The organism is Pseudomonas sp. GW822-FHT06B12 (assembly GCF_058799675.1).
This window is the reverse complement of record NZ_JBXALR010000004.1, coordinates 61,835-81,643: the sequence shown is the minus strand read 5'-3', so window position 1 is coordinate 81,643 and position 19,809 is coordinate 61,835. Positions and strand designations below refer to the sequence as shown.

Sequence of the window (19,809 nt, the reverse complement as noted above, 5' to 3'; positions counted from 1 at the left end):
GGACAGGTTCCTCGATTAAGCGGCGTCGCGACAATCAGAGATCGGCCGGCAGCGGTTGCTTGAGCCAGGTCTGGGAATTTTTCTCCAGGCTGCCATCGGTCCTGGCGGTGGCGAGGATCTGGTTGACCTTGTCCAGCAGCGCCGGCTCGTTCTTGTTCACGCCAACGTAGACCGGCGAGTCCTTGAGTTTCACTTTCAGCGCTGGAATGCGTTTCGGGTTGCGTTCACTGATGGCCACCATCACCACATTGCCGCTGGCGATCAGGTCGACCTGGCCTGCGAGGTAAGCGGCGACGGTCGAGTTGTTGTCTTCGAAGCGCTTGATGGTCACGCCTTGCGGGGCAACGGCGGTCAGCTCGATGTCTTCGATGGCGCCACGGGTGACGCTGATGGTTTTGCCTTTGAGGTCATCCAGGCCGTTGATGGCGGCCTGGGGTGGGCCGAATACCGCGAGATAGAAGGGTGCATAGGCGCGGGAGAAGTCGATGACCTTCTCGCGCTCAGGGTTTTTGCCGAGGCTGGAGATCACCAGGTCGACCTTGCCGGTGGTCAGGAACGGAATGCGGTTGGTGCTGTTGACCGGCGTCAGTTCGAGTTTGACCTTGAGCTGGTCGGCCAGCAATTTGGCGGTGTCGATGTCCAGGCCGCGGGGCTTCATGTCGGGACCCACCGAGCCAAACGGCGGGAAGTCCTGAGGTACGGCGACCTTGAGTGTTCCGCGTTTGACCACATCCTCCAGGCCGTCGGCATGGGCGGGGAACTGACAGAGCATCAGGCTGGCGAACAGGGCAGTGAGCAGGGCGCTGCAACGCTGGGTCATGGCAAATCTCCGGATTCGGCAAGTAATTTCTGCGAATCGACAGAGCACAGCCCGTGCCAACCCCCGGCGAAATGCCTGTCAGACCGCGGATTTACTGGCATTGATCGGTCTTACTGGTCTGAACAGTTGCTGGTTTTTTCGCACCTTGATCGGGCATCGCCCAAGGCGCTCGAACCCCCGTGGGGCACGACTTGCCTGACTCGGCGATTAGCTTTACAACTAGCCGCTCACTGGTCTGGCTCGTCTGAAAAAACATGAATTCCATCTCCCGCGCCGTACCCGAAGTGGCGCTGCACGCCATCCGTAAACTGATTGCCGAACAGGGTTTCGGGCCGGGGGATGTGCTGCCTTCGCAGCGCGATCTGGCAGTGCAACTGGGTGTGAGCCGGGCGTCGCTGCGCGAGGCGCTGTCATCCTTGAGCGCCTTGGGGGTGATCAGCGTGCAGCCGGGCAAGGGGGTGTTCGTGCAGGCGGTTGAACCATCCCCGGCGGTGTCGGGGGTGAGTTGGCCGTTCGCTGCTCAAGCCTCGCCTGTGGATATCTTTCAACTGCGCTATGCCCTGGAGGGTTTCGCGGCAGGGTTGGCGGCGGTGACGTTGAGCGCCGATGAGCTGGATGCCCTTGAAGACAACGTCGCAGCGATGCGCGACGAGTTGCGAGCCGGGGACTTCGACGCGGCGGCGCGGCTGGATTTCGAATTCCATCGGCGAATCCTGCTGGCCAGCGGCAATCAGGCGATGTTGAGCATTCTGACGGCGAGTGCCGAGCTCTTTCTGGAGAGCCAGAAACTACCGTTCATCCGGGCCGAACGGGCCATGGAAACCTGGCAAGAACACCGCAAGATCCTTCGAGCGCTGGCCCGCCGGGCTTCGAGTGCCGCCCAGAAGGCTATGCAGGAGCATGTGCGCAACGCGGCCCTGCGCACTGGAATCTCCTTCGTGACCCCCGCCACGCCGTGACTTGAGCTATACCCAAACTCATGGGCCGCCATAGCGAGACTCAATCATCTGCGGCTTCCTGAACGAGGGAAGGGCAGCTATGATGGGCCACGTTTTTTTGCTTACAACCTGGAGACTTCCATGAGCAGCGATCTTATCAAACACGTTAGCGACGCTAGCTTCGAAGCTGACGTACTCAAGGCCGAAGGTGCTGTACTGGTCGACTACTGGGCTGAGTGGTGTGGCCCATGCAAGATGATCGCTCCGGTTCTGGACGAAATCGCTGAAACCTACAAAGGCAAGCTGACCGTTGCCAAGCTGAACATCGACGAAAACCAGGAAACCCCGGCCAAGCACGGCGTGCGTGGTATCCCGACCCTGATGTTGTTCAAAAATGGCAACGTCGAAGCGACCAAGGTTGGCGCGCTGTCGAAGTCGCAGCTGGCTGCCTTCCTCGACGCCAACATCTAAGCGTCGTTGCAAGTGTCACCCAAAAGGCCCCGTAAATAGCGGGGCCTTTTCGTTATTCAGGGCTAGACGCTCCGAAACTCAGGTGTTACATTCGGCCCCGCACTGGTTTCTCCAGCGCCCCCTGCAAGCCGTCGCCGACGCTCTCCTTTTCGAATAAGTACGCGATCCTGTCGCCTTCTCTGCGGCGCGGCCTCATTAAGCCAAAAGCTTAATTTCCCCCCCTCCATAAATGATTACGTCATTCCTATATGAATCTGACTGAACTCAAGCAAAAGCCGATTACCGAACTGCTCGAATTGGCCGAACAGATGGGCATAGAAAATATGGCCCGTTCGCGCAAGCAGGACGTGATTTTCTCCTTGTTGAAAAAGCACGCGAAAAGCGGCGAGGAAATCTCCGGTGATGGCGTGCTGGAGATTCTCCAGGACGGCTTCGGCTTCCTCCGTTCTGCTGACGCTTCCTATCTTGCCGGCCCAGACGATATCTACGTCTCGCCGAGCCAGATCCGTCGCTTCAACTTGCGCACCGGTGACACCATCGTTGGCAAGATCCGTCCTCCAAAGGAAGGCGAGCGTTATTTCGCACTGCTCAAGGTCGACACGATCAACTACGATCGTCCCGAGAACGCGAAAAACAAGATTCTCTTCGAGAACCTGACCCCGCTGTTCCCGACCGTGCGCATGAAGATGGAAGCCGGTAACGGTTCCACCGAAGACCTGACCGGTCGTGTCATCGACCTGTGCGCCCCGATCGGTAAAGGCCAGCGCGGTCTGATCGTTGCTCCGCCAAAAGCGGGCAAGACGATCATGCTGCAGAACATCGCTGCCAACATCGCTCGTAACAACCCTGAAGTTCATCTGATCGTGCTGCTGATCGACGAGCGTCCGGAAGAAGTAACCGAAATGCAGCGCACCGTGCGCGGCGAAGTGGTTGCCTCGACGTTCGACGAGCCGCCAACCCGCCACGTGCAGGTTGCCGAGATGGTGATCGAGAAGGCCAAGCGCCTGGTTGAACACAAGAAAGACGTGGTCATCCTGCTCGACTCCATCACCCGTCTGGCGCGTGCCTACAACACCGTGATCCCGAGCTCCGGCAAGGTCCTCACCGGTGGTGTCGATGCCCACGCCCTGGAGAAACCAAAGCGTTTCTTCGGTGCTGCACGGAACATCGAAGAAGGCGGCTCGCTGACCATCATCGCTACCGCGCTGGTTGAAACCGGCTCGAAGATGGATGAAGTGATCTACGAAGAGTTCAAAGGCACCGGCAACATGGAACTGCCTCTGGATCGCAAGATCGCTGAAAAGCGCGTCTTCCCGGCCATCAACATCAACCGCTCCGGCACTCGCCGCGAAGAGTTGCTGACCGCCGACGACGAGTTGCAGCGCATGTGGATCCTGCGCAAGCTGCTGCATCCTATGGATGAAGTCGCTGCCATCGAGTTCCTGGTCGACAAGCTGAAACAGACCAAGACTAACGATGAGTTCTTCCTGTCGATGAAACGCAAGTAAGTCGAGCAGGAACGCAAAAGCCGGGGAAACCCGGCTTTTTGCTATCTGATTTTTGATGATTTGCCAGGTCACTCTTCTGAACGGGTGGGTTCGAGGCTAAACTCATGCCCCCGAACGCCATGGCCAAAACGAGGCTAATGCATGCAGTATCGCGACTTGCGCGACTTTATCAGCGGCCTGGAACAGCGCGGCGAGCTCAAGCGCATCCAGGTTCCGGTGTCACCAGTGCTGGAAATGACCGAGGTCTGCGATCGCACCTTGCGGGCCAAGGGCCCGGCGCTGCTGTTCGAAAACCCCACCGGTTATGACATTCCCGTGCTCGGCAACTTGTTCGGTACGCCTGAGCGCGTGGCTTTGGGCATGGGCGCCGAAGCCGTCAGCGAACTGCGCGAGATTGGCAAGCTGCTGGCCTTCCTCAAAGAGCCTGAGCCGCCAAAGGGTCTGAAAGACGCCTGGTCCAAGCTGCCGATCTTCCGCAAGATCATCGCCATGGCGCCGAAAGTCGTCAAAGACGCGATCTGCCAGGAAGTGGTCATCGAAGGCGATGACGTCGACCTGGCGATGCTGCCGGTGCAGACCTGCTGGCCCGGCGATGTCGGCCCGCTTATCACCTGGGGCCTGACGGTCACCAAAGGTCCGAACAAGGATCGCCAGAACCTCGGCATCTATCGCCAGCAGGTGATCGGTCGTAACAAAGTCATCATGCGCTGGCTCAGCCACCGTGGCGGCGCGCTGGACTACCGCGAGTGGTGCGAGAAGCATCCGGGCCAGCCGTTCCCGGTGTCCGTGGCGCTGGGCGCCGACCCTGCGACCATTCTAGGTGCCGTTACGCCGGTGCCGGACAGCCTGTCCGAGTACGCCTTCGCCGGCCTGTTGCGCGGTAACCGCACCGAGTTGGTGAAGTGCCGTGGCAACGACCTGCAAGTGCCGGCCACCGCCGAGATCATCCTCGAAGGCGTGATCCATCCGGGCGAAATGGCTGACGAAGGTCCTTACGGCGACCACACCGGCTATTACAACGAAGTCGACAGCTTCCCGGTGTTTACCGTCGAGCGCATCACGCACCGCATCAAGCCGATCTACCACAGCACCTACACCGGCCGTCCGCCTGATGAGCCAGCGATCCTCGGCGTGGCGCTGAACGAAGTGTTCGTGCCGATCCTGCAAAAGCAGTTTCCGGAGATCACCGACTTCTACCTGCCGCCCGAAGGCTGCTCGTACCGCATGGCTATTGTGACCATGAAGAAGCAGTATCCCGGCCACGCCAAGCGGGTAATGCTCGGTGTCTGGTCGTTTTTGCGACAGTTCATGTATACCAAGTTCGTTATCGTCACTGACGACGATATCAACGCCCGCGACTGGAACGACGTGATCTGGGCCATCACCACGCGCATGGACCCCAAGCGCGATACGGTGATGATCGATAACACGCCGATCGACTACCTCGACTTCGCCTCGCCGATTTCCGGCCTGGGTTCGAAGATGGGGCTCGATGCCACGCATAAATGGCCCGGTGAAACCACCCGCGAGTGGGGCCGGGTGATCGTCAAGGATGAGGCGGTGACACGCCGGATCGATGCCATCTGGAATCAGTTAGGAATAGATTGATGCGTGTAACCTTGCAGCCGTCCGGAGCAGTGCTTGAGATACTGCCCGGCGAGCGGATTCTCGATGGGGCGCGGCGCCTGGGCTATGAGTGCCCGCAAAGCTGCCGTAATGGCAACTGCCACGTTTGTGGCGCGTTGCTGGTTGAAGGTCGGGTCAAGCAGTCAGGCGATGTGCGCGACCACGGCGAGTTCTACACTTGCATAGCAGAGCCGCTGGAAGACTGCATCGTATTGTGGGATGGCGTCCTTGCGCTGGGAGAGCTGCCGGTGCGCAGTGTGTCGTGTCAGGTCACTGAATGCATAGACGTTGGCGGTGATACCTGGCGGGTTCGACTGCGGGCACCGGCTGGCAAGCCGCCGCGCTATCACGCCGGGCAGTACCTGCTGATCGAGCGCGAGAATGGCGAAAAATCTGCCTTCTCATTGGCCTCGGCACCGCATTCGGGGCGCGATCTGGAAATTCATGTGCTGGCGCGCGAAGCCAGCGCACTGAGCCTGATCGAGCAGTTGCAGCGCAATCGCATGGTGCGCATCGAAATGCCCTTCGGCGATACGCATCTGGCCGAGTTGCCCGACAGTCCGCTGGTGTTGATGGCTGCGGGTACCGGCATGGGGCAGATCCACAGCCTGATCGAGCATTGCCGGGCCAAGGGTTTCAAGCATCCGGTGCATTTGTACTGGGGTGTGCGGCGACCGGAAGATTTTTATCAGATCGAGCATTGGGATGAATGGCTGAAGCTGCCCAACCTGTTCCTGCACAAGGTCGTCAGCGATCTGTGCGGTTGGGAAGGGCGTTGTGGCATGTTGCACGAGGCGGTTTGCGAGGATTTCCCCGATCTGAAATCCCTGCATGTGTATGCGAGCGGTTCGCCGGCGATGGTTTACGGCACCCTGGACGCCTTGGTCAATGCCGGGATGGATGCCCACCAGATGCGCGCTGACGTCTTCGCCTACGCGCCCCGGCCGCAAGCAAGCTAGAAGCGCACGCCGGTGGTGATCAGCGCGGCATTAAAGCCGAGCAGCACCAGCTCGGCGGCCACCGGACCGTAATGCGCGCCCAGTGATGGAATGATCACGGGCGCTACGCCGAAGTGGTTGAGCGGAATCTTGTCTTTGTACTCGCCGCTGTAACCCTGAAGTAATCCACCGGTCAGCTTTATATACACCGGATAGTCGGCGCTCTCGTAACGCTTCCCCGCATAGGCGTAATACGAGCGCTGACTGAACGAGTTACGAAAAGTCGCTGCGCCAAACAACCAGCCGGATGCTTCATTGCGTTCAAGGCCGATCAGGTCCTGATTGTTATTGTGATCGGGGTCTGGCGAATAGTGTTTGGTGTAGAGGCTACCTTGCAGGTACCAGAAACCCTTGTCTTCCCGAGTCGGGCTTTCTACTGCCAGCGCCGGGGTGGCCAGCGCCAGTAACAGCAGACCGTACATTTTCAGGTTTTTCATCTTGCGACCTCTATTGGTAATTCGGCTTGCGCCTGTGGAGGCTGCTATACGCCTGCATTCAAAGAAGGGGCGGCAGGGTATCAGACGAATACGTCAGAAAGATCTGTTAAATGACGGTTGATTCTGAACGGCCGCAAGGCTTATGCATATTTCATTCGGGTATTTAAGATATTCCCCAAAGAGTATTAGGCTATATATCAGGCTCTTTCATGGGTTGCAGTCCTTGATATAGAAGGGTCATACGTCCTTTAGCACTTTTCGTTTTACGTTTACTGCTATATGTTCTATGACGTTAATCTTGCTTACATCTTGTAATACTTGTGGGACTGAACACCCTTTGCCATGACCGCCATTGAATCTGCTTGTTTGAATCTGGCTTACCCTCCGCGGCTCGATCTGGGCGCGCAGCTGACTCACGAACAATTGCTCAGCTCGATGCAGTCCACCATGGCTCGGCACAAGGGGGGGCCAGTCTGGTTATTCGCTTATGGCTCATTGATCTGGCGCCCGGAATGCACAGCCGTCGAGCGGGTGCGCGGGCGCGTGCATGGTTACCATCGAGGCTTGTACCTGTGGTCCCACGAACACCGCGGTACGCCGGAAATGCCGGGGCTGGTGTTTGGGCTGGATCGCGGAGGCTCTTGCAGCGGCTTTGCCTATCGGTTGCCCGAGGAGCAATTGGAAGCATCGCTGTACGCACTTTGGCAGCGCGAAATGCCGGTGCCGTCTTATCGCCCGCACTGGCTCAATTGCCGGCTGGAAGACGGAAGCAAGGTTCAGGCATTGGGGTTTGTTTTGGAGCGGCACCTGCCCAGCTATGCCGGCAACTTGCCGGACCATGTGCTGAGCCAGGTGTTCGAAAGCGCTTGCGGGCGTTACGGTACCACTCGCGATTATGTCGAGCAGACTGCACACGCCCTGCGTAGCCACGCCATGCCAGACCGGAATCTGGAGGCGCGGCTCAAGCGCTGCAAGGCTTAAGCGAGTGCTTCACGACCCTGACTGGCGACTTGCTTGTGCCACAAGGTCGGTGCCAGGCAGGCCATCGCCAACAGACACGCACCGACCAACAACACGAAACCGCCATCCCAGCCGAAGTGGTCCACGGTGTAGCCCATCGCTGCACTGGCCGCGACCGACCCGCCCAGATAACCGAACAAACCGGTGAAACCCGCAGCGGTGCCGGCGGCTTTCTTCGGCGCCAGCTCCAGCGCTTGCAGACCGATCAGCATCACCGGGCCATAGATCAGGAAGCCGATAGAGAACAGCGCGATCATGTCGATGGTCGGGTTGCCGGCTGGGTTCAGCCAGTAAACCAGGGTCGCCACGGTGACCAATGCCATGAACACCATGCCGGTCAGGCCACGGTTGCCACGGAAGATCTTGTCTGACATCCAGCCGCACAGCAGCGTGCCCGGGATACCGGCCCACTCGTAGAAAAAGTACGCCCACGAGGTTTTATCCACGTCGAAGTGCTTGGCTTCCTTCAGGTAGGTCGGCGCCCAGTCCAGCACGCCGTAGCGCAGCAGGTAGACAAAGACGTTGGCCATGGCGATGTACCAGAGCATTTTGTTGCGCAGCACGTACTTGACGAAGATTTCCTTGGCGCTGAATTCGTCTTCGTGGCTGGCGTCGTAGCCTTCCGGGTAATCGTTCTTGTACTTCTCGATGGGCGGTAGGCCCACCGATTGCGGGGTATCGCGCATCACCATGAAGGCGAACACTGCCACCAGCAAGGCCACGGCTGCCGGGACGTAGAACGCCGCGTGCCAGTCGTTGAACAGGCCCATGCCGAGCAGGAACAGCGGGCCAATCAGGCCGCCGCCGACGTTATGCGCGACGTTCCAGACCGACACCACGCCACCGCGTTCCTTCTGCGACCACCAGTGCACCATGGTCCGGCCACTCGGCGGCCAGCCCATGCCCTGGGCCCAGCCGTTGATGAACAGCAGGATGAACATCATGGTCACGCTGGACGTTGCCCAGGGTGCGAAACCGAAAATGAACATGACCCCGGCCGATACCAGCAAGCCAAAGGGCAGGAAATAACGCGGGTTGGAGCGGTCGGACACCAGCCCCATCAAAAACTTCGACAAGCCGTAGGCGATCGCGATCGCCGACATCGCCAGGCCCAACTGGCCACGGGTGTAGCCTTCGTCGATCAGGTACGGCATGGCCAGGGAGAAGTTTTTGCGCAGCAGGTAATAACCCGCGTAGCCAAAGAAAATCCCGGCGAAGATTTGCCAGCGCAAGCGCCGGTAAGTGCTGTCTACGTGTTCTTCAGGCAATGGAGCCTGATGTGCGGCAGGACGAAAGAAAGCAAACATTCAAGAGCTCCAAATTTCTTGTTTTGACTGCGGATGCGAATGTTACAGTTTCGTTACCGAAAAAAGCACCGCTTGTCGTCAAGGAAATTGAGAGAAGTGAACGAAAGCGCATGTTCCTTTATGAACATGTCGCTCAGCTGGAAGAAATGGGAGGGGCGGAGCATGGGGCGTCTTGTGCACCAGATCGGGGTAGATCTGGCGCAAGGAAGGGGATCCGGAGAATCAGCTGCCATCTCCGGGCAACAGATGTTCCTGGACCTTCTGGCTATGGGATTCGACCAAATTCCCCTGGTCATCGAAGCGCAACACGATCAGCCAGTCAAAGACGTCTTCTGGCCAGGATTTCTGCCCGGTCAACGCTTGGCCATCGCCACCGAACGCTTCGATCAAATTGTCGATATGCCCGTGATGCCAGGCGATCAATACGACCGGGGCCTGGTTCTTCTTGCCCAGCGATTTGACCAGTTTGTCGACTTCTTCATCGGCATAGGGTTGCTCGATCGGAATGTGCAGACGCTGCGACAGCGGTGTCAGAGTCAGCCGTGGTCGTGCGCTGGACTTGCTGTCGCTGGTGGCGATCAGTCGTTGCGGTACCAGATTCTTGCCGCCCAGCTGCAGCGGGTCGAAATAGTGCGCATAAGCCTCAGCGCGCTGCTCGCCACGCGGGCTCAATCCTGTGCCCTGATCGGGCTTTTCCGCGTGCCGGACGATCAGCACCGTGACATTTTTCAGGCCCTGAGCGGCCTTGTCACTCTGATTTGCCGGTGTCTGCGCTGAAATCACCAGTGCAGGCAAGACCGCCATCCCCAATAACAATTTGCGCAGCATCATGCTCATCCTCCGTCCTGTGATGGGTAAACAGACTCGAAGCGTAGCAGGGAGTCTTGTTCACCGTACCTGCACCACCACCTTTCCAACGGCCTTGCGCTGGCCCAGATCATTGATGGCGTTGGCGGCCTGAGCCAGCGGATACACCTGCGACACCAAAGGCTTGAGCTTGCCTTCGGCGAACCAGTCAAACAGTTGCTGGAAATTTGCGGCGTTGTCTTGCGGCTGGCGCTGGGCGAAGGAGCCCCAGAACACGCCAACGACTGCTGCGCCTTTGAGCAGGGCGAGGTTTACTGGCAGTTCCGGGATGCGTCCGCTGGCGAAACCGACTACCAGCAGGCGACCGTTCCAGGCGATGGCGCGGATCGCCTGGTCGAACAGGTCGCCACCCACCGGGTCGTAGATCACGTCGGCACCGTTGCCGTCGGTCAGGCGTTTGATTTCGTCCTTGAGGTTGGCTTCGCTGTAATTGATCAGCTCGTCGGCGCCGGCAACCTTGGCCACCGCGAGTTTCTCGGTGCTGCTGGCGGCGGCAATGACCCGGGCGCCCATGGCTTTACCGATTTCCACGGCAGCCAGGCCTACACCACCCGAAGCGCCGAGCACCAGCAGGGTCTCCCCCGGTTGCAGGTTGCCGCGCTGTTTCAGCGCGTGCATCGAGGTGCCATAGGTCATGCTGAAAGCGGCGGCGGTGTTGAAGTCCATGGACGGCGGGATGGGCAGCACGTTGTAGCCCGGCACCGCGACTTGCTCGGCGAAGCTGCCCCAGCCGGTCAGTGCCATGACCCGGTCACCGACCTTGAGGTGGCTGACTTTTTCGCCCACCGCGCTCACCACGCCAGCGGCTTCACCGCCGGGCGAAAACGGGAAGGGTGGCTTGAACTGGTATTTGCCCTCGATGATCAGCGTGTCCGGGAAGTTCACCCCGGCCGCATGCACGTCCAGCAGGATTTCGTTCTTCTTGGCGACAGGACTGGCGACTTCTTCCAGCACCAGCGATTCGGCAGGGCCGAAGGCTTTGCACAGCACGGCTTTCATCAGGGCTATTCCTTTGGGAGTGATGGCCGATAAGTGTAGGTGTGTGAGTCAACGGGTCAACGAGCATGCCCGACCCTGATAGTCAGCCATAAGCTTTGTGCTTGGGCTGCGGGTCGCTATGCTAGGCCGCAAACCGGATTAGGAGCGAATTGTGAAAGCGTGGATCATGTTGATGCTGGCCCTGTCTCTGCCTGTGGCAGCGATGGCCGAAGAAGCCAAAGAAGCCAAAGAAGGCGAAGCGCCGAAAGTCAGCTATATCAGCCTGACCCCACCGTTCGTGGGTAACTACGGGCTGGATGGTACCCCGAAGCTCAAGGTCTACAAGGCTGATGTGGCGTTGCGGGTAACTGGTGACGAAGCGGTCAAGGCGGTGAAGGCCAACGAGCCGTTGATCCGTAATCAGCTGGTGGCGCTGTTCGCCCAGCAAACCACTGAAACCATGAACAACGTCGAAGCGAAAGAGAAGTTGCGTCAGGAAGCCTTGAAGCAGACCCAGCAAGTGATGAATGACGAAACCGGCAAACCGATGGTTGACGACCTGTTGTTCAACAACCTGATCATCCAGTAAGTCCTTCGCTGTTCGGGCGGCCCTCATCGCGAGCAAGCTCGCTCCCACACTGAAACGGTGTCAGTCCACAGTATTGTGAACGGCACTAATCCCCTGTGGGAGCGAGCTTGCTCGCGATAGCATTTGTGCAGTCGCCGCATTACTCACGAACGCAACACCAACACCGCAGCCCACTGCTCGGCCGTCACCGGCATCACCGACAATCGCGAGCCTTTCTGTACCAGCGGCATCTCTGCCAGTGCGGTCTGCTGTTTCAGATAGTCGAGCTTCAGCACTTTGGGAAATGTCTCGACGTGACCAACGTCGATCGCGCTCCAGGCATTTTTCTCGGGCGTGGCCTTCGGGTCGAAATAAACACTCTCCGGCTCCAGTGCCGTCGGGTCCGGATACGCCGCTTCAATGATTCGCCCGATCCCGGCGATGCCCGGCTCGGGGCAGCTGGAGTGATAAAAGAAGAACTCGTCGCCGACCGCCATGGTCCGCAGAAAGTTGCGTGCCTGATAGTTGCGAACGCCGTCCCAGCGGGCTTTGCCGAGCTTCTCCAGGCCTTTGATCGAGAGCTCGTCGGGCTCGGATTTCATAAGCCAATAGGCCATCTTTTTTGCTCCGAAAGCGGTGGCCGGGAAAGGTGCCCGGCAATTTTATGACAAACCGACGGTCGGTTGACGCCAGCGTTTGCGTGTCGCTTCACGTTACCGCAAAATGCCGGACTTTTAAGCGAGACGCGGCAAGCACGGCCTATTTCGGTACGTTGCTGTCATCGTGTGCGACATGCCTTGAGGGGGGCAATCGATGAAACGCAAACCGGATTTACTGTGGATTTTAGTGATTGTGTTCGGCCTGGGCGTCGTAACCACGGGTTATGCGCAAAGCCTGTGGGCGAACAAGACTGATGCACCGATCGAAGTCGCGCAACAACAGAAACAACCTCTAAAGCCGCACAAGCGCTAAAACCGCTGCAAGCGACGCCGCTGATGGCAGTGGCGTCCAGGTCTAGTCCGCGAAATACCACTTCCTGTCAGTCACCGTTCCCTGCATCGGTACATCCCAGCTCGCTTGAGCCAGTTTTTCGACTTTCTGACATTCATGGGCCAGGCCCAGCAGCGTCGGCTTGCGCCAGTTTTTGCGGCGCGCCAGATAGGCCAGGCTGCGATCATAGAAACCGCCGCCCATTCCCAGACGTCCACCGTGCTCGTCAAAACCGACCAACGGCAACAACACCAGGTCCAGTGCCCAGACCTTGCGTTGCCTGGCCTGGTTGACCCGTGGTTCGAGAATGCGAAAGCGGTTGGGCCGCAGCTTTTCGCCGGGGCGAATACGCTGGAAGACCATTTTGGTCCGCGGCCAGGCACTGAGTACCGGCAGATAGGTCGCCTTGCCCCGGCGTTGAGCGGCACGCAGCAGCAGGCGCGGGTCGATTTCACCGTCGGTGGGCAGGTACAGGGAAATGTGTTTGGCGCGGCGAAACAGCGGATGCTGCGCCAATTGCCGATACAGCCCGCGTGCGGCCTGGCGTTGCTCGCAGTGCGAGAGTGCGCGACGGGCCTTGCGCAGCATGCGTCGAAGTTGCGGGCGGGAAAGCGGCGCAGGTTCGGTCATCGTCATGGGCTGTTCGAGTGTCGAGGGCAGCAGATTGATGCCTTCGTAAAAAGCCGATGCCAGCAAAAACTGGCATCGGCTTGAATCAGGCTCCCCGGATGAACCGCTGTCGACTTAGCCCTTGAACCCGAAAGTTCAAGGTGGAAGATGCAGTAGACCTTAAGGCTTTCCGTCTAGCGGACATGCACACCGGCCCAACGTGCAACTTCCAGGGTAGTGCGAATCGGCTCAGGGACATCGTCAACTGGCAAGCACCCCAGGGAGTGGCGCGAGTATACCGCAACCACCTTCGGGAATCAGCCCTTGCTGACATCCGGATCGGTGGCAAGCACCAGATCCACGCGATCGAGCAGGTCACGCACCTGCTCGCGGGTCGAGCCACTGGCCTGCACATCAGGACGTTCCCGTGTGTGCAGCAGATCGTGGGTGATGTTCAGCGCGGCCATCACGGCGATGCGATCGGCGCCGATGACTTTGCCGCTGCTGCGGATCTCGCGCATTTTGCCGTCCAGGTAACGGGCGGCGCTCACCAGGTTGCTGCGCTCTTCCTGGGGGCAAATGATCGAGTACTCTTTATCGAGGATCTGCACGGTAACGCTATTGCTTGAACTCATGAGTCTTGCTCCAGGGCTTTGAGGCGCGAAATCATCGATTCGACCTTACGCCGGGCGATTTCGTTTTTTTCAATGAGATGAGCGCGTTCCTCGCGCCAGGTCTTTTCCTGAGCTAATAAGAGTCCGTTTTGGCTCTTAAGTTGCTCGACTCGGGCAATTAGCAGCTCGAGTCTGGCCATCAGCGCTTGCAGGTCGTTGTCTTCCATAGTGTTCCACGGGATTGGTCTGATGGGCGGTAACTGGCAGCCTTTAATAGTCTTGGCGAGTCTGTCGATGTAGGATACAAGGCCTTCATTCTAGACATAGCGCCGTCTGGCGCCTAGCTGCCCATGACCATTCAGAATTCCCCGTATAACGCCTTCGCCACCCTGCTGAGCACCAGCGGCCATCCTGCCTCGCCTGCTGAACTTCACGGCCTGCTGCTCGGCCGCAGTTGCGCCGGTGCCGGTTTTGACGTCGACGGCTGGTTGGTCGACGCCGCCGAATTGCTCGAAGGTGAGCCACAAGATAACGTCCGCAACGCCCTGATCGGCCTGCAAGAGATGGTCAAGGGCGAGTTGACCAGCGACGACATGACTGTCGTTCTGCTGCTGCCGAGCGACGACGCGCCGCTCACCGAACGTGCCGTTGCACTGGGCCAGTGGTGCCAGGGCTTCCTCAGCGGTTTCGGCCTGAACTGCCGTGACAGCAGCATGCTGAGCACCGAGGCCACCGAAGTCCTGCAGGACCTGGCCGCCATCGCCCAGGTGCAGGATGCGCTGGAAGAGTCCGACGACGGTGAGAGCGACTACATGGAAGTCATGGAGTACCTGCGGGTCGCCCCATTGCTGCTGTTCACCGAGAACAATAAAGCAGCCGCACCGGCCGCCAAACCTTCTCTGCACTGATCGTTTGCCAGGGACTTCCATCTGCCCATGATTCATATCCCTAAATCGGAATACACCCGCCGCCGCAAGGCGCTAATGGCGCAGATGGAACCCAACAGTATCGCAATCCTGCCGGCCGCCGCCGTGGCGATTCGCAACCGCGACGTCGAGCACGTTTACCGTCAGGACAGCGACTTCCAGTACCTGAGCGGTTTTCCCGAGCCTCAGGCGGTCATCGTATTGATGCCTGGCCGTGAGCATGGCGAATACCTTCTGTTCTGCCGTGAACGCAACGCTGAACGTGAACTGTGGGATGGCCTGCGTGCCGGGCAGGAAGGCGCGATCCGCGATTTCGGTGCCGACGACGCCTTTCCGATCACCGACATCGACGACATCCTGCCGGGCCTGATCGAAGGCCGTGACCGGGTCTATTCGGCCATGGGCAGCAACCCCGAATTCGATCGTCACCTGATGGACTGGATCAACGTGATCCGCTCCAAGGCGCACCTGGGCGCCCAGCCGCCGAACGAATTCGTTGCGCTGGATCATCTGCTGCACGACATGCGCCTGTATAAATCGGCGGCAGAAGTGAAGGTGATGCGCGAAGCCGCGCGGATTTCCGCGCAGGCCCACATTCGCGCCATGCAGGCCAGTCGTGCCGGCTTGCATGAGTTCAGCCTGGAAGCCGAGCTTGATTACGAGTTCCGCAAAGGCGGGGCGAAAATGCCGGCTTATGGTTCGATCGTTGCCGCCGGGCGTAACAGCTGCATCCTGCATTACCAGCAGAATGACGCGCTGCTCAAAGATGGCGATCTGGTGTTGATCGACGCCGGTTGCGAGATCGATTGCTACGCCAGCGACATCACCCGCACCTGGCCGGTCAACGGCAAGTATTCGCCGGAACAGAAGGCGATCTACGAGTTGGTGTTGGCGTCGCAGGAAGCCGCGTTCGCCCAGATCGCACCCAACAAGCACTGGAATCAGGCGCACGAGGCGACGGTTCAGGTGATTACGGCCGGTCTGGTGAAGCTCGGTTTGTTGCAGGGAGACATAGACGAGTTGATCGCCAGCGAAGCCTACAAGGCATTTTACATGCACCGCGCCGGCCATTGGCTGGGCATGGATGTGCATGACGTCGGCGAGTACAAGGTCGGCGGTGAATGGCGGGTGCTGGAAGTCGGCATGGCGTTGACTGTCGAGCCGGGCATCTACATTGCCCCGAACAACATGAGCGTGGCGAAGAAGTGGCGCGGCATTGGCGTACGTATCGAGGATGACGTGGTGGTAACCAGACAGGGCTGTGAAATCCTGACCAGCGGCGCGCCGAAAACGGTCGCCGAGATCGAGGCCTTGATGGCCGCTGCGCGGACTGAAGCCGCATGAGCAGAGTCAATCTGGCAATCATCGGTGGCGGTCTGGTGGGCGCCAGTCTGGCGTTGGCCTTGCAGGCCGGTGCCCGTGCCCGTGGCTGGAAGATCGTGCTGATCGAGCCGTTCGCGCCTGGCCATACCTATCAGCCAAGCTATGACGCGCGCTCTTCGGCGCTGTCCTTTGGTGCTCGGCAAATTTATCAGCGGCTGGGCCTGTGGCAGGAAATCTCCCGCCGCGCCGAGCCGATCAAACAGATTCATGTCTCCGACCGTGGGCGTTTCTCTACCGCGCGGCTATCGGCCATGGAAGAGGGCGTTCCGGCCCTGGGTTACGTGGTGGAAAACGCCTGGCTGGGCCAATGCCTCTGGCAGGGCCTGGACAAGGACGTGATCAGCTGGCGCTGCCCGGCCGAAGTCACGCGCATGGAGCCGCTGGAAGACGGTTACCGCCTGACCCTCAACGACGAAACCAGCCTTGAATGCGACCTCGCGGTGCTGGCCGATGGCGGCCGTTCGGGCTTGCGCGAGCAGTTGGGGATCGGCGTCAAAAAGCGTCCATACAACCAGAGCGCATTGATCGCCAACATCACCCCCAGCGAAGACCACAACGGCATGGCGTTCGAGCGCTTCACCGATGACGGCCCGATGGCCTTGCTACCGCTGCCGGAAAACCGCTGCGCGCTGGTCTGGACTCGCCTGGGCATGGACGCGCAGCGTCTGGCCGCACTCGATGAGCGCAGCTTTCTCAGCGAGTTGCAGGGCGTGTTCGGTTATCGCCTCGGCACCCTCAAGCAGGTCGGTGCGCGGCATCTGTACCCGTTGTCGTTGATCGAAGCCGAAGAGCAGGTGCGTCCGCATCTGGCCGTACTGGGCAACGCTGCCCACAGCCTGCACCCGATTGCCGGCCAGGGCTTCAACCTGTCACTGCGCGACGCCCAGGCCCTGGCCGAAGCGCTGCTCGCCAGCCAGAACACGCCGGGTGACTTTGCCACCTTGCAGGCTTACCGCGAACGCCAGCGCCTGGACCAGAACCTCACCGTGGGTTTCTCCGATCAGGTCACCCGTTTGTTCGGCAGTACCCAACCGCTGGTATCGCTGGGCCGCAACATCGGCCTATTGGGCCTCGATCTGTTGCCGCCGGCCAAACGCTGGTTCGCTCGGCAAGCGATGGGGTTGGGAACACGTTCCGATGGTTGAGTGGTTGCAGGTCGATGTTCACGACGGCTTGGTGGCGCGGGTCGATAAAACTTTTTACGTGCGGCTCAAGCCGCAAGCGAGACAGGCTTAAAGCATGGAAATGCGCGCAGATCTGCTGATTGTCGGGGCCGGAATGGTCGGGAGCGCGTTGGCGCTGGCGTTACAGAACAGTGGGCTGGAAGTCCTGCTGCTCGACGGCAGTCCCATGAGCGTCAAACCCTTCGACGCGCAGTCGGCGTTCGAGCCTCGGGTGAGTGCCTTGTCGGCCGCCAGTCAGCGAATCCTGGAACGTCTGGGTGTGTGGGAAGGCGTCGTCAGTCGGCGCTGCAGCGCTTATACCGACATGCATGTCTGGGACGGCAGCGGCACCGGGCAGATTCATTTCTCGGCCACCAGCGTCCATGCCGAGACGCTCGGGCATATCGTCGAGAACCGGGTGGTGCAGGATGCGCTGCTCGATCGCCTGCATGATTGCGACCTGGGTCTGCTGGCCAATGCGCGCCTGGAGCAGATGCGCCGTTCCGGCGACGACTGGCTGCTGACCCTGGCCGATGGCCGCACGCTGCGTGCACCGCTGGTGATCGCGGCTGACGGCGCCAACTCGGCGGTGCGCCGCCTCACCGGTGTCGCGACTCGCGAGTGGGATTACCTGCATCACGCCATCGTCACCAGCGTTCGCAGTTCGCTGGCGCACCAGATGACGGCCTGGCAGCGTTTCACCGACCATGGTCCGCTGGCATTCCTGCCATTGGAACGTGACGGCCAGCAAGACTGGTGCTCGATCGTCTGGTCGACCACCCCGAGCGAAGCCGAGCGGCTGATGGCGCTGGATGAGGAAGGTTTTTGCCGTGAGCTGGAGCGCGCCTTCGAAGGGCGCCTGGGCAGTGTGCTGAGCGCCGACCCACGACTGTGTGTGCCGTTGCGTCAGCGCCATGCCAAGCGCTATGTGGCTGAAGGCCTGGCGCTGATCGGCGACGCCGCTCACACCATTCACCCGTTGGCCGGGCAGGGCGTCAACCTTGGCTTCCTCGATGCCGCGGTGCTGGCTGAAGTGCTGTTGCACGCGGCCAGCCGTGGCGAGCGCCTGGCGGATGTGAAAGTCCTCAGCCGCTACGAGCGCCGACGCATGCCCCACAACCTGGCGCTGATGGCGGCGATGGAAGGCTTTGAGCGCTTGTTCCAGGCTGACCCTTTGCCGCTGCGCTGGTTGCGCAACACCGGATTGAAAATGGTCGACCAGATGCCCGAAGCCAAGGCGCTGTTCGTGCGTGAAGCGCTTGGATTGATCGGGGATCTGCCGGAGCTCGCCAAGGCCTGACATTTTGCGTCGGAGCTGATGCCCTCATCGCGAGCAAGCTCGCTCCCACACTTGATCTTCTTTGTTCACACGAATGTGCGCTTCAAGAATATTCCCTGTGGGAGCGAGCATGCTCGCGATGACGGCGGCACATTCACCATCAATCCCCAGTGGTGCAACATCCGGTAACTCCTCCACGGCGGGATCGGTTGAGAAGCTAAATGTGAGTCCTTATCATTTCGACTCATTTTTGATTTCGAGAGACCGCTCCCATGTCGGCACCGAAGCGTCTACTGACAGCCCTCGCCCTGACCCTGATTGGCACCACCGCTCAGGCCGCTGACGAGGTGGTGGTCTACTCCTCGCGTATCGACGAACTGATCAAACCGGTCTTCGATGCCTACACCCAAAAAACCGGCGTAAAGGTGAAGTTCATCACCGACAAGGAAGCACCGCTGATGCAGCGCATCAAGGCCGAAGGCGAGAACGCCACCGCTGACCTGCTGCTCACCGTCGATGCCGGCAACCTCTGGCAGGCCGAGCAAATGGGCATCCTGCAGCCGTTCACCTCGAAAGTGATCGATACCAACATTCCATTGCAATACCGCGCCGCTTCTCACGCCTGGACCGGTCTGAGCCTGCGGGCGCGGACCATCGCCTATTCCACCGACCGGGTAAAACCCTCGGACCTGACCACCTACGAAGCACTGGCTGACAAGCAGTGGGAAGGTCGTCTGTGCCTGCGTACCGCGAAGAAGGTCTACAACCAATCGCTGACCGCGACCCTGATCGAAACCCATGGCGCGGAAAAAACCGAAGAAATCATCAAGGGTTGGGTTCGCAACCTGTCCACTGACGTGTTCTCCGACGACATCGCCGTACTGCAAGCGATCAGCGCCGGGCAGTGCGACGTCGGTATCGTCAACACTTACTACTATGGCCGTCTGCACCAGCAGAAGCCGGACCTGCCGGTCAAACTGTTCTGGCCGAACCAGGCTGACCGTGGCGTACACGTGAACCTGTCGGGGATTGGCCTGACCAAATACGCGCCGCACCCGGAAGCCGCCAAGGCTTTGGTGGAATGGATGACCACGCCTGAAGCGCAAAAAATCTTCGCCGACGTCAACCAGGAATTCCCGGCCAACCCGACGGTGAAACCGTCCGCTGAAGTCGAGGCCTGGGGCAAGTTCATCCCGGACACCCTGCCGGTTGAAGTCGCTGGCCTGCGCCAGGCTGAAGCCATTCGCCTGATGGACCGCGCGGGCTGGAACTGAGTCCGAAGCACTAAAGATCAAAAGATCGCAGCC

22 protein-coding genes, 1 other RNA gene and 1 pseudogene are annotated in these 19,809 nt (G+C 59.8%); 14 read left to right on the top strand and 10 right to left on the bottom strand.

The annotated features are described in order from the left end of the window. Positions 1 to 34: 34 nt before the first annotated feature. Positions 35 to 820 (bottom strand): transporter substrate-binding domain-containing protein, encoded by a 786-nt coding sequence (locus tag AC1RKH_RS10400; protein ID WP_493062609.1) that lies wholly within the window; start codon positions 818 to 820, stop codon positions 35 to 37. A gap of 254 nt (positions 821 to 1,074) precedes the next feature. On the opposite strand from AC1RKH_RS10400, the gene AC1RKH_RS10395 reads away from it, so the two are divergent. The 5 genes from AC1RKH_RS10395 to AC1RKH_RS10375 all read left to right on the top strand — a co-directional run bounded on the left by AC1RKH_RS10395 (position 1,075) and on the right by AC1RKH_RS10375 (position 6,322). Continuing rightward, positions 1,075 to 1,779 carry a FadR/GntR family transcriptional regulator gene (locus AC1RKH_RS10395; RefSeq protein ID WP_493062608.1) on the top strand — a complete coding sequence of 235 codons (705 nt, stop codon included), beginning with the start codon at positions 1,075 to 1,077 and terminating at the stop codon, positions 1,777 to 1,779. A 120-nt stretch (positions 1,780 to 1,899) separates the two neighbouring features. Next, positions 1,900 to 2,229: a thioredoxin TrxA gene (gene trxA, locus AC1RKH_RS10390; protein WP_003206727.1), complete on the top strand. Its 330-nt coding sequence runs from the start codon at positions 1,900 to 1,902 to the stop codon at positions 2,227 to 2,229. 248 nt (positions 2,230 to 2,477) lie between these two features. Further along, the gene (rho, locus tag AC1RKH_RS10385; protein ID WP_019694195.1) at positions 2,478 to 3,737 is read left to right on the top strand and encodes a transcription termination factor Rho; all 1,260 of its coding nucleotides are present in this window, start codon (positions 2,478 to 2,480) and stop codon (positions 3,735 to 3,737) included. A 141-nt stretch (positions 3,738 to 3,878) separates the two neighbouring features. Then, positions 3,879 to 5,345: a 4-hydroxy-3-polyprenylbenzoate decarboxylase gene (gene ubiD / locus AC1RKH_RS10380; RefSeq protein ID WP_123426241.1), complete on the top strand. Its 1,467-nt coding sequence runs from the start codon at positions 3,879 to 3,881 to the stop codon at positions 5,343 to 5,345. Then, on the top strand, positions 5,345 to 6,322 hold the full coding sequence (locus AC1RKH_RS10375) for a CDP-6-deoxy-delta-3,4-glucoseen reductase (protein ID WP_493062607.1): 978 nt from the start codon (positions 5,345 to 5,347) through the stop codon (positions 6,320 to 6,322). Before ubiD ends, AC1RKH_RS10375 begins: the two co-directional genes overlap by 1 nt. On the opposite strand, the gene AC1RKH_RS10370 is transcribed toward AC1RKH_RS10375, so the two are convergent. After that, positions 6,319 to 6,798: a sn-glycerol-3-phosphate transporter gene (locus AC1RKH_RS10370; protein ID WP_493062606.1), complete on the bottom strand. Its 480-nt coding sequence runs from the start codon at positions 6,796 to 6,798 to the stop codon at positions 6,319 to 6,321. The genes AC1RKH_RS10375 and AC1RKH_RS10370 overlap by 4 nt on opposite strands. A gap of 342 nt (positions 6,799 to 7,140) precedes the next feature. Between AC1RKH_RS10370 and AC1RKH_RS10365 the strand changes: the two genes are divergently transcribed. Beyond that, positions 7,141 to 7,779, top strand: a complete 639-nt coding sequence (locus AC1RKH_RS10365) for a gamma-glutamylcyclotransferase (RefSeq protein WP_123426244.1) — start codon at positions 7,141 to 7,143, stop codon at positions 7,777 to 7,779. On the opposite strand, the gene glpT is transcribed toward AC1RKH_RS10365, so the two are convergent. From glpT to AC1RKH_RS10350, 3 genes are all read right to left on the bottom strand, one after another. Next, positions 7,776 to 9,125 (bottom strand): glycerol-3-phosphate transporter, encoded by a 1,350-nt coding sequence (gene glpT, locus AC1RKH_RS10360; protein WP_054594577.1) that lies wholly within the window; start codon positions 9,123 to 9,125, stop codon positions 7,776 to 7,778. The two genes, AC1RKH_RS10365 and glpT, sit on opposite strands and share 4 nt — an antisense overlap. 222 nt (positions 9,126 to 9,347) lie before the next feature. Continuing rightward, positions 9,348 to 9,962 (bottom strand): flagellar basal body-associated protein FliL, encoded by a 615-nt coding sequence (locus AC1RKH_RS10355; RefSeq protein ID WP_493062605.1) that lies wholly within the window; start codon positions 9,960 to 9,962, stop codon positions 9,348 to 9,350. Positions 9,963 to 10,013: 51 nt separating this feature from the next. Further along, positions 10,014 to 10,991, bottom strand: a complete 978-nt coding sequence (locus tag AC1RKH_RS10350; protein WP_493062604.1) for an NADPH:quinone oxidoreductase family protein — start codon at positions 10,989 to 10,991, stop codon at positions 10,014 to 10,016. A 151-nt stretch (positions 10,992 to 11,142) separates the two neighbouring features. Here AC1RKH_RS10350 and AC1RKH_RS10345 point away from each other — a divergent pair, with 151 nt between their 5' ends. Further along, complete coding sequence (locus tag AC1RKH_RS10345; protein ID WP_493062603.1) at positions 11,143 to 11,559, top strand: flagellar basal body-associated protein FliL; 417 nt, start codon at positions 11,143 to 11,145, stop codon at positions 11,557 to 11,559. Positions 11,560 to 11,702: 143 nt separating this feature from the next. On the opposite strand, the gene AC1RKH_RS10340 is transcribed toward AC1RKH_RS10345, so the two are convergent. Beyond that, positions 11,703 to 12,155, bottom strand: a complete 453-nt coding sequence (locus AC1RKH_RS10340; RefSeq protein ID WP_493062602.1) for an EVE domain-containing protein — start codon at positions 12,153 to 12,155, stop codon at positions 11,703 to 11,705. A gap of 196 nt (positions 12,156 to 12,351) precedes the next feature. On the opposite strand from AC1RKH_RS10340, the gene AC1RKH_RS10335 reads away from it, so the two are divergent. After that, complete coding sequence (locus tag AC1RKH_RS10335) at positions 12,352 to 12,510, top strand: hypothetical protein (protein ID WP_178098566.1); 159 nt, start codon at positions 12,352 to 12,354, stop codon at positions 12,508 to 12,510. 42 nt (positions 12,511 to 12,552) lie between these two features. On the opposite strand, the gene AC1RKH_RS10330 is transcribed toward AC1RKH_RS10335, so the two are convergent. The 4 genes from AC1RKH_RS10330 to AC1RKH_RS10315 form a co-directional block, all read right to left on the bottom strand. Continuing rightward, positions 12,553 to 13,158, bottom strand: coding sequence for a 5-formyltetrahydrofolate cyclo-ligase (locus AC1RKH_RS10330; RefSeq protein ID WP_493062820.1), 606 nt, complete (start codon positions 13,156 to 13,158; stop codon positions 12,553 to 12,555). 87 nt (positions 13,159 to 13,245) lie between these two features. Continuing rightward, a non-coding RNA gene (gene ssrS, locus AC1RKH_RS10325) (6S RNA) lies at positions 13,246 to 13,424 on the bottom strand. A gap of 30 nt (positions 13,425 to 13,454) precedes the next feature. Next, positions 13,455 to 13,772: a cell division protein ZapA gene (locus AC1RKH_RS10320; RefSeq protein ID WP_019694181.1), complete on the bottom strand. Its 318-nt coding sequence runs from the start codon at positions 13,770 to 13,772 to the stop codon at positions 13,455 to 13,457. Next, positions 13,769 to 13,978 carry a TIGR02449 family protein gene (locus tag AC1RKH_RS10315; protein WP_123426250.1) on the bottom strand — a complete coding sequence of 70 codons (210 nt, stop codon included), beginning with the start codon at positions 13,976 to 13,978 and terminating at the stop codon, positions 13,769 to 13,771. The genes AC1RKH_RS10320 and AC1RKH_RS10315 overlap by 4 nt, the downstream gene beginning before the upstream one ends. A gap of 123 nt (positions 13,979 to 14,101) precedes the next feature. Between AC1RKH_RS10315 and AC1RKH_RS10310 the strand changes: the two genes are divergently transcribed. From AC1RKH_RS10310 to AC1RKH_RS10285, 6 genes and pseudogenes are all read left to right on the top strand, one after another. Next, on the top strand, positions 14,102 to 14,659 hold the full coding sequence (locus AC1RKH_RS10310; protein WP_493062601.1) for a YecA/YgfB family protein: 558 nt from the start codon (positions 14,102 to 14,104) through the stop codon (positions 14,657 to 14,659). 27 nt (positions 14,660 to 14,686) lie between these two features. Next, positions 14,687 to 16,021 (top strand): Xaa-Pro aminopeptidase, encoded by a 1,335-nt coding sequence (gene pepP, locus AC1RKH_RS10305; RefSeq protein ID WP_493062600.1) that lies wholly within the window; start codon positions 14,687 to 14,689, stop codon positions 16,019 to 16,021. Continuing rightward, positions 16,018 to 17,205: a 2-octaprenyl-6-methoxyphenyl hydroxylase gene (gene ubiH / locus AC1RKH_RS10300; RefSeq protein ID WP_493062599.1), complete on the top strand. Its 1,188-nt coding sequence runs from the start codon at positions 16,018 to 16,020 to the stop codon at positions 17,203 to 17,205. Before pepP ends, ubiH begins: the two co-directional genes overlap by 4 nt. 4 nt (positions 17,206 to 17,209) lie before the next feature. After that, a pseudogene (locus tag AC1RKH_RS10295) lies at positions 17,210 to 17,296 on the top strand (tetrameric acyl-CoA thioesterase); the annotation flags it as partial. A 9-nt stretch (positions 17,297 to 17,305) separates the two neighbouring features. Then, complete coding sequence (locus tag AC1RKH_RS10290; RefSeq protein ID WP_493062819.1) at positions 17,306 to 18,523, top strand: 2-octaprenyl-3-methyl-6-methoxy-1,4-benzoquinol hydroxylase; 1,218 nt, start codon at positions 17,306 to 17,308, stop codon at positions 18,521 to 18,523. A gap of 251 nt (positions 18,524 to 18,774) precedes the next feature. After that, the gene (locus AC1RKH_RS10285; protein WP_493062598.1) at positions 18,775 to 19,776 is read left to right on the top strand and encodes an extracellular solute-binding protein; all 1,002 of its coding nucleotides are present in this window, start codon (positions 18,775 to 18,777) and stop codon (positions 19,774 to 19,776) included. Positions 19,777 to 19,809 lie beyond the last annotated feature (33 nt).